Origin of the sequence: Agromyces sp. S2-1-8 (assembly GCF_021129215.1) — a bacterium.
Classification (GTDB): Bacteria; Actinomycetota; Actinomycetes; order Actinomycetales; family Microbacteriaceae; genus Agromyces; species Agromyces chromiiresistens.
The window spans coordinates 1,445,902-1,456,516 of sequence record NZ_JAJOLP010000001.1; the positions used below are offsets into that span (position 1 = coordinate 1,445,902).

Here is a 10,615-nt window from a genome sequence, read left to right on the forward strand (position 1 = left end):
GTCGAGGCGGGCGCGGCGACCGTCCCGACGCGCGCCGGAGGCCTCCCGGATAGGCTCGAACCGATGGGATCGGTGTTCACGGGCTTCGCGGTGATCGCGCTCGCCGTGTTCGTCGGCTGGCTCGCGGCCCGCACGGGCGTCGTCGGCCCCGAGGCCCGGCCGATCCTCGCCCGATTGAACTTCAGCGTGCTCGCGCCGTTCCTCTTGTTCTCGGTGCTCGCGACGGCCGACGTCGGGGCCCTGTTCTCGGCCCTGCTGCCGGTCTCCGCGCTCGCCGCGGTGACGATGATGGTCGTCTTCGGCCTCGTGTCGATGCTCGCCTGGCGACGCAGCCTCGAGCGCACGGTGATCGGCTCGCTCGCCTCCGGTTACGTCAACGGCAACAACTTCGGCATCCCGATCGCGGTGTACATGCTCGGCGACGCCGCGTACTCGGCGCCCATCGTGCTGCTGCAGCTGCTGCTCTTCGCCCCGGTCGCGCTCGCCATCCTCGGCGCCCGCGTGCAGGGCAGGACCTCGGCGTGGCAGATCGTGCGGTCGACGTTCACCAACCCGATCATCGTCGGCTCGCTGCTCGGCGTCGCGGTCGCCGTGGCCGGCATCGAACTGCCGCCGATCGTGCTCGAGCCGGTCGAACTCATCGGGCACGCGGCCGTGCCGCTCATGCTCATCTCGTTCGGCATGTCGCTCAACGGCCAGCGCCTGCTCGCGGCCGGCACCGGCCGGCGCGACGTGCTGCTCGCGACGACGCTGAAGCTCGTGGCGATGCCGGTCGTCGCGTGGCTGCTCGGCCGATTCGTCTTCGGCCTGGATGCCACCGCCCTGTACGCGGTCACCGTGCTCGCGGCGCTGCCGACGGCGCAGAACGTGTTCAACTACGCGCAGCGCTACGACACCGCCGAGATCGTCGCGCGCGACACGGTCTTCATCACGACGCTCGGCTGCCTGCCCGTGCTGCTCGGGCTCGCGCTCGCGCACTCCCTGGGATGACGGCGCCGGGCGCGATGATGGGGGAGAGCCAAGGAGGTCGCCCATGCCGTTCCTCGCCGACGACGGTGCACCGCTCGCCGAGCTGGGGCTCGCGCAACGACCGGCGGATGCCTCGCGGTTCGAGCTGACCGAGGCGTTCGCCTACCTCGACCCCGAGACGGGTCGCCGGTATCGGGTGCCCGCCCGCGGCGAGGCATCCCCGCCGCTCGCCGGCTTCTCGACCGACCTCGCCTCGGTGCCGACGCCGCTCTGGGGCATGATCGCGAGCTACGGGCGCCAGTCGGCGCCGGCCGTGCTGCACGACGCGCGCTCGCGCGAGGCCGACGCGCTCGGCGACCGACGGGCGGCGCTCGAGCAGCGGCGGGAGGACGACCGGGTGTTCCGCACGGCGCTGCGCGAGCAGGGCGTGCCGCGCCTGCGGGCCCGGCTCATGTGGGCGTGGGTCTCGGCCGATCGCGAGCGCTGGTTCGGCGGAGCCCGGGGGTGGGCCCTCGTGGTGCAGGCCGTCGTCGGTGCGCTCGTGCTCGTCGCGGCCTCGGTCGCCGCGTTCTGGTACCCGGCCTGGCTGCTCGCCTGGCCGGTGGTCGCGCTCGCCGTGCTCGTGCACGGCCGGCTGGCGGGACTCGTCGCGACGCTGACCTTCTCGATCGCCCTGCTGGGGCCGCTCGTGCTCGTGCAGCTCGCGGCGCTGCTGCCCTTCCGGCTGCTCGAGGCGCTCGTCGAGCTGGTGACGGGCGGCGACCCGCGCGGGGTCTGGCGGCCGACGCTCCGGCCCTGAGTCAGCGTCGGGCGGCGCGGCGGCGGAGCGAGCCGTAGCCGCGCATGAGCTGCGGGACGACGACGTAGACCGCCGTCGGCACCACGACGAGCGTGAGCACGAGCGCGCGCAGCACGGGGTGCCACGACTCGGCGACCGGTGCGAGCGCGAGCATGCCGACGGCGACGAGGGGGAAGATCGCCAGCCACGTGATGATCGCCCGGACATGGACGGAGGGCGGCGCGGCGGGTGCGGGTGCGACTGTGGGTGCGCCTGTGGGTGCGGGGGCCTGGGCGGCGACGGGATGCGTCGGGACGGTGGTGTCCATGGGTGCTGCTCCTCAATTTCCAACTGAATGGTTGTAATTGAAGCACGACGAGCATTGAATCGCAACTGTTCAGTTGGAAATTGCTAGGATGGCCGCATGGCCTGGGACACCGAGCGCACGAAACGCCTCCTGCTCGACGCGGCGACCGAGGAGTTCAGCGCGCACGGCCTCGCTGGGGCGCGCATCGATCGCATCGCGGCTTCGGCCGGGGTCAACAAGGAGCGCATCTACCAGTACTTCGGCAAGAAGGACGAACTGTTCGAGACGGTCCTCGCGACGAGGCTCCGGGCCACGATGGACGACGTGCCGATGACGGGCGAGGGCCCCGAGGCCGTCGGCGACTACGCCGGCAGGCTCTTCGACCACCACATCGCCGACGGAGTCATCCCGAGGCTCGTCGCCTGGGAGGGGCTCGAACTCGGCACCGCGCCCGCAGCGGGTGCGGAGCGCCGCCGCTACCACGAGGAGAAGGCCGAGCGCTTCGCCGGCATGCTGCCCGGGGTCGACCGCGACACCGCCGGCGAGCTGCTGCTCACGATCGTCACGCTCGTCAACGGCTGGCCGGTGCTCGCGCAGCTCGACGAGCTGCTCGTGCCGGGTGCCGGCGGACGCGCCGCCGGTCGCGCCGCGCGGGTCGGGCGGCGGCGCGCCGCGATCGTCGACATGGCGACGGCGGCAGCCAGGTCGGCGCTCGCGGGAGCGTGACCCGGCCGCACGCGAGCCGCCCGCCGAGGTTCAGGGACAACCCTGATCCTCGACGGGCGGCCGCTGCGTAGCGTTGACCTCAGATCGTCGCCGCGGCATTGCAGGGGGAACTGTCACCGCGGACGACGGCGATCGCGGCCGGCCGGCACCTCGGACCCGAAACGAGGTGCGGGCCGGCTTCCCCGTTCTCCCGCGATCAGCCCTTCGGCCCCGCCTTGCGCTCGAGTTCGAGCGTGCGCGACGTCTCGGCATTGCCCGCCGCGTCGACCGCGCGGTACTCGATCGTCGTCACCGACTTGCCGACCTGGATCGGGCCCGAGTACGGCTGGAACCCGCCGTCGCCGGTGCGGTACTCGATGCGGTCGACGCCCGACGTCGCGTCCGTGGCGGCCAACGTCACGATGCGCTTCTTCGTGTCGACCTTCGCCGTCGTGACGGGGTCGACCGTGTCGCGCCGGACGGTGAGCGTGGCCTCGTCGGAGACGTTGCCCGATGCATCGGTCGCGCGGGCCGTGACGGTGGTCGCACCCTCGGCGGTGATCGCGATCGCCCCCGTGTAGGGCTGCCAGCCGGACCCGGTCGAGATCTCGATCGAGGGCGCCGCGTCGACCTCGTCGGTCGCGGTCGCGGTGACGGTGACCCCGCCCGTGAACCAGCCGCTCTCGGGCACGTCGGGCGAGGTGGCGAGCGCGACCGTCGGCGCAGCACCGTCGGGCACGACGGGGTGCGTGCGGAAGGCGTCGACGATCATGTAGCTGCCCGACTTCATCGTGCCGGTGATCGTGTGCACGCCCGGCTCGAGGTCGTCGATCGAGAGCACCGTCTGCTGGTGCAGTCGGGTCGGGTTCGCGAACGACTGCGTCTTCAGGAACTCGCCGTCGATGCTGATGTCGACGTTGCCGAGGTCGCTGTTGATCTGCGACACCACGTCGATGCCGGTGCCGTGGAACGTCAACTCCCACGAGTCGCCGAGGTTCTGCGTCGCGTCGATGTCGTCGAGCCAGGCCCCGCCGCCGCCGCGCGCGGCGTCGCGCCAGAGCCAGGTCTCGCGTGTCGGCGATGCGGCCGTGCGGTAGACGACGCCCGAGGTGTTGTTGAGCAGCTCGGGCTCGGTCGGCTTGGTGAGCGTGATCGTGACGTCGGTCGAGGCGCGTCGCACGCCGAGCGTGATCGGCTCGCCGGCGGGCAGGGCGTTGTACGCCTGCCAGAAGGAGTTCCGCTGCTCGGTGACGGCGGTGCCGTTGATCGTGCGCACGAGGTCGTCGGCCTTGAGGCCCGCGGCCTCCGCGACGCTGCCGCCGGGAACGGCGACGAACTTCACGCCCTTGAAGTCGCTGATCGCGTACGACGACTGCTCGGCGGTCGTGGTGATGTTCGCGATGCTGCCGCCCCAGAGCCGCTCGACGTACTTGCGCCTCGCGAGCTCGATCGGGTCGGGCGCCGTGGTGCCGGTCGGGAGCACCGCCTCGGGCGGCAGCGCGCCTCCCGGTGCGCCGAAGCCCGTCATCGGGATGTTCTCGTAGCCGAGGGCGACCGCGGGCGAGGCATCCCCGACGGTGAAGTCGTAGTCGCCCGTGGGGTCGGTGCTCGTGAATGCGGGGTCGCCGACCTTGGAATCGCGGTCGAGGCCCGCCGCGTACCAGCTCGTCGCAGTGTTGAGCGAGCTGCCGTCGACCGAGAGCTTCTCGGTGACGCCGCCGCGAGGCCGGATGTCGATCGCCGCCCCCGCGTTCCAGAACAGGTTCTTGCCGATGGCGTACTGGGCGCGGGCCGGGTCGTTGAGCACGTTGTCGTAGGGGATGCGTCCGAGCGTGATGTTGTGGTCGATCTCGTCGCCGCCGGGCATGTAGCTCACCTGCTCGTAGGTCGATCCGTCGAGGATGAGGTTGTTGCGGAGCGTGCGGTCGAAGCCGTCGCGCAGCTTCACGCCGCCCTTCAGCAGCACGTTGTTCGTCATGACGAAGTTCGAGGAGCCGTCGTCGAGGTCGATCGCCCAGTCGCCGTCGTGCCAGAAGCGGTTGTGGTCGATCGTGATCGGCTCGATCGTGTCGAGCTTCATCATCTCCCGCGCCTGCTCGGCGGTGAGGGCGCCGCCCGTGTTGCCCATGAACTCGACGCCGTCGGCGAGGCTCGCGAACGCGTTGTTCGCGGCGCCCGTCTTCCAGAACCGGGTGCGGCCCCACGCGTTGATCGAGCCGTTGTCGCCCGTCTCGCGCACGCAGTCGAAGATGTCGTTGTCCTGCACGAGGTGCCCGCCCCACGTGGTGTCGGAGAAGTTCAGGCAGGCGCGCGGGCTGTCGGACAGCGAGTTGCCGCGCACCGTGACGCCGAGGGCCATCGAGATGTTGACGGAGGACGTCTGCTTCTCGTACCGCCCGTTGTTGCGCATGATGTTGCCCTCGATGAGCACGTCGCGCGGGTAGTCCTCGGTCTTCGGTCCGGCTTCGAGATCGGTGATGCGCGGGGTCGTGAAGTAGTTGCCCGCGTAGTCGCGCACGGCGGCGGGGGATCCGACGACGTGCACGTCGGTGGCGCCGTTGTCCTCGAACCGGCTCGCGGTGATCTTCGTACCGCTGTTGTACCCGTCGAGGAAGACGCCGTTGCCGCCGAGGTCGGTGAAGGACGAGTCGGCGAACGTGACGTCCCGGCTGTTCTTCACGGTGGCCGCGCCCTTGCGGACGACCGACCAGTCGCCCCGCGCGAGGCTCTCGAAGGTGCTGTCGAAGAGCGTGCGGTGGGTGCGTTCGAACGCGAGGTTCTCGAAGGCGATGTCGTGGATCGGGTCGGCGGGCGAGTCGCCCGTGAGCGTCACGAGCTCGTGGAGCTCGCCGACCTCGACGGTCGCGGCGCCGAGGTCGACGCCCGCGGCGGGCTTCAGGTAGAGCTTGTTCGCCTCGCGGTCGAGATACCACTCGTTCGCGGCGTCGAGCTCCTCGCGGATGTTCTCGACCATCACGGCGCCGCTGTTCATCGGCAGGCCCGAGCCGCAGTCCTGCGGGCGGTTGTTGTCGCCGACGAAGTCGAGCTGCAGGGCATCGGCGCTGCGTCCCTCGATCGTGAACGACACGCTGCCCCAGTCGTGGCAGTGCATCGCCCTGACGTAGCCGGTGGTCGGCTCCGCCCAGCCGGCCGAGCGGGTGTTGAGCGTCGCCATCGTGGTCGTGCCCTCGAGGCGCTTGGCCGTTGCGTCCCAGTTGGGGTAGCGCGCCATGACCTGGCGGGCGTCGTCGACGAAGAGCTCGTCGAAGTCGATGCCGGCCGGCACGTCGGTGACCATGATGCCCGGGTCGGATGCGGTCGGCGTCCACGTGCCGGTGAGCTTGCGCCCGCCGTTCAGCGTCGCGCCGTCGCCTGCGCCGACCCAGCGGACGGGAGCCGCCTCGCTGCCCGAGTCGGCGTTCGTGAGCGCGAGCGTCTCGTCGAGGTAGTACTCGCCCTCGGCGAGCTGCACCGTGACCGGCGCACCGCCGGGGAGAGCGTCGCGCACGAGCTCCTGCGCCCGCGCGAGCGACTTCACGGATGCCTCGGCCGAGTCGCCGGTCGCGGCGTCGTCTCCGTCCGGGGCGACGTAGACCGTGACGGCCTCGGCGGCGTGCGCCGGCATGGCGGTGAGGGTCGACAGGGCGAGCGCGGCGAGTCCTGCGCCGGCGATCGTCTGCAGGAGGCGGCGCGCCCGTCGGGGCGGGCGCGATGGTGCGGCGATCTGTTCTGACACTGGGGAACTCCCTTGTCCGTCGTGCGTGGCGAGCCGAGAACCGGCATAAACATCGGATCTATCGCGGCTTACGCTAGGGGCATTCTTCGCAGGCGTCAATGAATACGGTGAATGCCAGTGGCGATACCTCCGATGTCAGGGCCGGTCGGGGAGTCCAGCGAGCGGGCGAGGCGGCGTGCCGTGACAGACTCGACGGATGACCCAGCCCCTGCTCGACCGCGTGCCGCGCCCGTACGATGCCGACGCGATGTACGACGCCTTCGTCGAGTGGGCCGACGACCGCGGCTTCGCCCTGTACCCGGCGCAGGACGAGGCGGCCATCGAGATCGTGTCGGGCGCGAACGTCATCCTCTCGACGCCCACCGGCACCGGCAAGTCGCTCGTCGCCGTCGCCGCCCACGCGACGTGCGTCGCCCGCGGTGGCCGCTCGTACTACACGGCGCCGATCAAGGCGCTCGTGAGCGAGAAGTTCTTCCAGCTCGTCGAGGTCTTCGGGGCGGCGAACGTCGGCATGGTCACGGGCGACAGCTCGGTGAACGCCGACGCCCCGATCATCTGCTGCACCGCCGAGATCCTCGCGAACCTCGCGCTGCGCCACGGCGCCGACGCCGACGTCGACCAGGTGGTCATGGACGAGTTCCACTTCTACGGCGACCCCGACCGCGGCTGGGCATGGCAGGTGCCGCTGATCACGCTGCCGCGGGCGCAGTTCGTGCTCATGTCGGCGACCCTCGGCGACGTCGAGGCGATCGCCGACGACCTCTCGCGGCGCACCGGCCGGCCCACCGCGCAGGTCACGGGTGTCGAACGCCCCGTCCCGCTCCACTTCTCGTACGCGAAGACGCCGGTGCAGGAGACCGTCGAAGACCTGCTCGCGACCCGACAGGCTCCCGTCTACATCGTGCACTTCTCGCAGGCGGCCGCGATGGAGCGGGCGCAGGCGCTGTCGTCGATCCGCGTCGTCACGCGCGAGCAGCGCGACGAGATCGCCGAGGCGATCGGCGGGTTCCGCTTCACGACGGCCTTCGGCAAGACGCTCTCGAGGCTCGTCCGGGCGGGAATCGGCGTGCACCACGCGGGGATGCTCCCTCGCTACCGCCGGCTCGTCGAGACCCTCGCCCAGCGCGGCCTGCTGCGGGTCATCTGCGGCACCGACACGCTCGGCGTCGGCATCAACGTGCCCATCCGCTCGGTGCTCATCACCGCGCTCTCGAAGTTCGACGGCCAGCGGATGCGCCAGCTCAGCGCGCGCGAGTTCCACCAGATCGCGGGGCGGGCCGGCCGCGCCGGGTACGACACCGCGGGCACCGTCGTCGTGCTCGCGCCCGACCACGAGATCGAGAACGAGGTCGCACTGCGCAAGGCCGGCGACGACCCGAAGAAGCTCAAGAAGGTCGTGCGCAAGAAGGCCCCGGCGGGCTTCGTGACCTGGAGCGAGGTCTCGTTCGACCGGCTCATCACCGCCGTGCCCGAGGCGCTCACGCCGCACCTGCAGCTCACGGCGGCCATGCTCATCAACGTGATCGCGCGCGGCGGCGACGTCGTCGGCGACATCCGCGCCCTCGTGTTCGACAACCACGAGACGCGCGCCCGCCGCTTCGAGCTCGCGCGCCGTGCGCTCGAGATCCTGCGCACGCTGCGCGACGCGGGCGTCGTGGTGATCGCGCCGGTCGCTTCGTCGAGCGTGTCCGTTTCCGCCGACGGTGCCCGTGCCGACGGCCACACCCGGTCGGAACGGAATCACTCGGCGGGCGGCGGGCTCGGCGTCGAGCTGCACCTCACCGTCGAGCTGCAGCCGAACTTCGCACTCAACCAGCCGCTGTCGCCGTTCGCGCTCGCGGCGATCGAGCTGCTCGACCCCGCGTCGACCGGCACGGCGAACGACGGCGTCGGAACCGGGCACTACGCCCTCGACGTCGTCTCGATCATCGAGTCGACGCTCGACGACCCGCGGCCGATCCTCTCGCAGCAGCAGTTCAAGGCGCGTGGCGAGGCGGTCGCCGCCATGAAGCAGGACGGCATCGAGTACGAGCAGCGCATGGAGGCGCTCGAGGAGGTGACCTGGCCGAAGCCGCTCGACGAACTGCTGCACCAGGCGTTCGAGACCTTCGCGTCGAGCCAGCCGTGGGTGCGCGACTTCGAGCTCTCGCCGAAGTCGGTCGTGCGCGACATGTTCGAGCGCAGCATGTCGTTCGGAGAATACGTCTCGTACTACCAGCTCGCCCGCAGCGAGGGCCTGGTGCTGCGCTACCTCTCCGACGCGTTCCGCGCCGTGCGCCAGACGGTGCCCGACGACGCGAAGGACGAGGAGCTCTACGACCTCATCGAATGGCTCGGCGAACTCGTGCGCCAGGTCGACTCGAGCCTCGTCGACGAGTGGGCCGAGCTCATCGATCCGGCCGCCCACCTGCCCGAGGACGAGCGGGCCGTCGTCCCGCCGGCGCCCCCGTCGGTCGTCACGAACCGGCGCGCGTTCACGGTCCTCGTGCGCAACGAGCTGTTCCGCCGGGTGCAGCTCGCGGCCCTCGAGCGCGACGACGAGCTCGCCGAGCTCGACCCCGAGGCGGACTGGCCCGGCGCGCTCGACCGGTACTACGCCGAGCACGACGAGATCGGCACGGGGCCGGCGGCCAGGTCGCCGCGCATGGTCGCCATCGACGAGACGGATGCCTCGAGCGGCATGTGGCGGGTCGAGCAGACCATCGACGACCCGGCCGGCGACCACGACTGGCGCATCCGAGCCGACGTCGACCTCGACGCGTCGGCCGAGGAGGGCGTCGCCGTCGTGCGGGTCACCGAGGTCGTCAGGCTCTGACGTTCGGCGGCTGGTTGAGGAGCTCCTGCGCGGAGCCGCGACGCGCCTCGACCCGGTGAGCCCTCGCCGAGACCGGGTCAGTGGTTTCGATACGCGTCCGATGTCGTCGGGCGCTGCCCGACCGGTGGAGGTGGTCGGGTCGCGCCCTCACGCGACCGCGAGCATGCCCGCCGCCACGAGCGCGAGCACGAGGCCGGCCCATTGCACGGGCGCGATGCGCTCCTTCAGTACGAGCGCTGCGAGCAGGATGGTGCCGGCCGGGTACATGGCGCCGAGCACTGCCGCGATCGCCAGCTCACCGGCGCGGATGCCGAGCAGCAGGAGCGTGTTGGCGGCGGCGTTGACGAGCCCGCAGGCGATCGCGATGCGCAGGCCGGTCCGGCGGTCCGCGGCGACGGCATCGAGCTGGGCGTCGTCGCGCCGAGGCATCCTTGCCGCCCGCGACCGCGCCGGCAGTGCGAGCGCCCCGGCGACCGCGAACATGATCGCCGCGGTCACCGCGCTGTTGACGAGCAGCGGCCACAGCCCGCTCTCGTCGGCGGTCTGGTCGATGATGATGAAGAACGCCCCGATCGCGGCGCCCGACCCGATGCCCATCACGATGCCGGTGATGCTCGGCCTGACCGCGCCGCGCTCGGGCACGAAGCCCACGAGCACGACTGCGACGAGCGCGATGCCGAGCGCCCAGTACGCGAGGGGGCCGAGCGAGCCGCCCGTCGCGAGCCCCCAGGCCATGGGCACGACGGCCGAGACGAGCGCGGTGAGCGGCGAGAGGATCGACATCGGCCCGATCGCGAGGCACGCGTAGAGCAGGCCGATCGCGACCGCGCCGGCGACGCCGGCCGCCGCGCCCCACCAGAGGTCGGCCGGGGCGCGCACGCCCCCGATCAGCGGCGCCGCGATGGCGAGGGCGACGAGGCCCGCGAGCCCGGAGACCGCCGTCGCGAGCACCGCGCCGAGGCGTTTCGCCGCGAGTCCGCCGAGGAAGTCGGCCGAGCCGAAGACGAAGGCTCCGGTGAGCGACAGGACGGCGGTCAGCATGGTCGATCCAGCGTATCGGGCGCCGTCGTTGCTCATTCGCGCGGGGTTCATCGGGGGCTCTGCTCATCTGAGCAGCGGTCACGGATTCCGTTATGAAATCGCGGCGAACGGGGCCTGAATCCCCTTGGCAGGGCCTGAGGCCGGTCATAGGCTACGGGACATCGCCCCGCCGCCGGCGCGCTCGACTCGGTGCCGTATCCGAGGTGGAGGTGTGATCGTCCTATGAGGAGAGTCATGCAACGTCGCACAATCAACTGCTTGTCC

Annotated in this window: 7 protein-coding genes; 4 read left to right on the forward strand and 3 right to left on the reverse strand. The window is 71.3% G+C overall.

The window, feature by feature from the left end:
- Positions 1–63 precede the first annotated feature (63 nt).
- Positions 64–990, forward strand: coding sequence for an AEC family transporter (locus tag LR269_RS06535; protein ID WP_231429955.1), 927 nt, complete (start codon positions 64–66; stop codon positions 988–990).
- A 43-nt stretch (positions 991–1,033) separates the two neighbouring features.
- On the forward strand, positions 1,034–1,768 hold the full coding sequence (locus tag LR269_RS06540) for a DUF1353 domain-containing protein (protein WP_231429956.1): 735 nt from the start codon (positions 1,034–1,036) through the stop codon (positions 1,766–1,768).
- Between the two features lies 1 nt (position 1,769).
- Here LR269_RS06540 and LR269_RS06545 read toward each other — a convergent pair whose 3' ends face one another.
- Positions 1,770–2,075 (reverse strand): hypothetical protein, encoded by a 306-nt coding sequence (locus tag LR269_RS06545; RefSeq protein ID WP_231429957.1) that lies wholly within the window; start codon positions 2,073–2,075, stop codon positions 1,770–1,772.
- A 96-nt stretch (positions 2,076–2,171) separates the two neighbouring features.
- Here LR269_RS06545 and LR269_RS06550 point away from each other — a divergent pair, with 96 nt between their 5' ends.
- Entirely contained in the window at positions 2,172–2,780 is a 609-nt protein-coding gene (locus tag LR269_RS06550) for a TetR/AcrR family transcriptional regulator (RefSeq protein WP_231429958.1), read from the forward strand.
- A gap of 196 nt (positions 2,781–2,976) precedes the next feature.
- Here the strand turns inward: LR269_RS06550 and LR269_RS06555 are convergent, their stop codons facing one another.
- On the reverse strand, positions 2,977–6,495 hold the full coding sequence (locus tag LR269_RS06555; RefSeq protein WP_231429959.1) for an OmpL47-type beta-barrel domain-containing protein: 3,519 nt from the start codon (positions 6,493–6,495) through the stop codon (positions 2,977–2,979).
- Positions 6,496–6,691: 196 nt separating this feature from the next.
- On the opposite strand from LR269_RS06555, the gene LR269_RS06560 reads away from it, so the two are divergent.
- Positions 6,692–9,310 (forward strand): RNA helicase, encoded by a 2,619-nt coding sequence (locus LR269_RS06560; RefSeq protein WP_231429960.1) that lies wholly within the window; start codon positions 6,692–6,694, stop codon positions 9,308–9,310.
- A 147-nt stretch (positions 9,311–9,457) separates the two neighbouring features.
- On the opposite strand, the gene LR269_RS06565 is transcribed toward LR269_RS06560, so the two are convergent.
- Positions 9,458–10,351: a DMT family transporter gene (locus LR269_RS06565; RefSeq protein ID WP_231429961.1), complete on the reverse strand. Its 894-nt coding sequence runs from the start codon at positions 10,349–10,351 to the stop codon at positions 9,458–9,460.
- Positions 10,352–10,615: the final 264 nt, after the last annotated feature.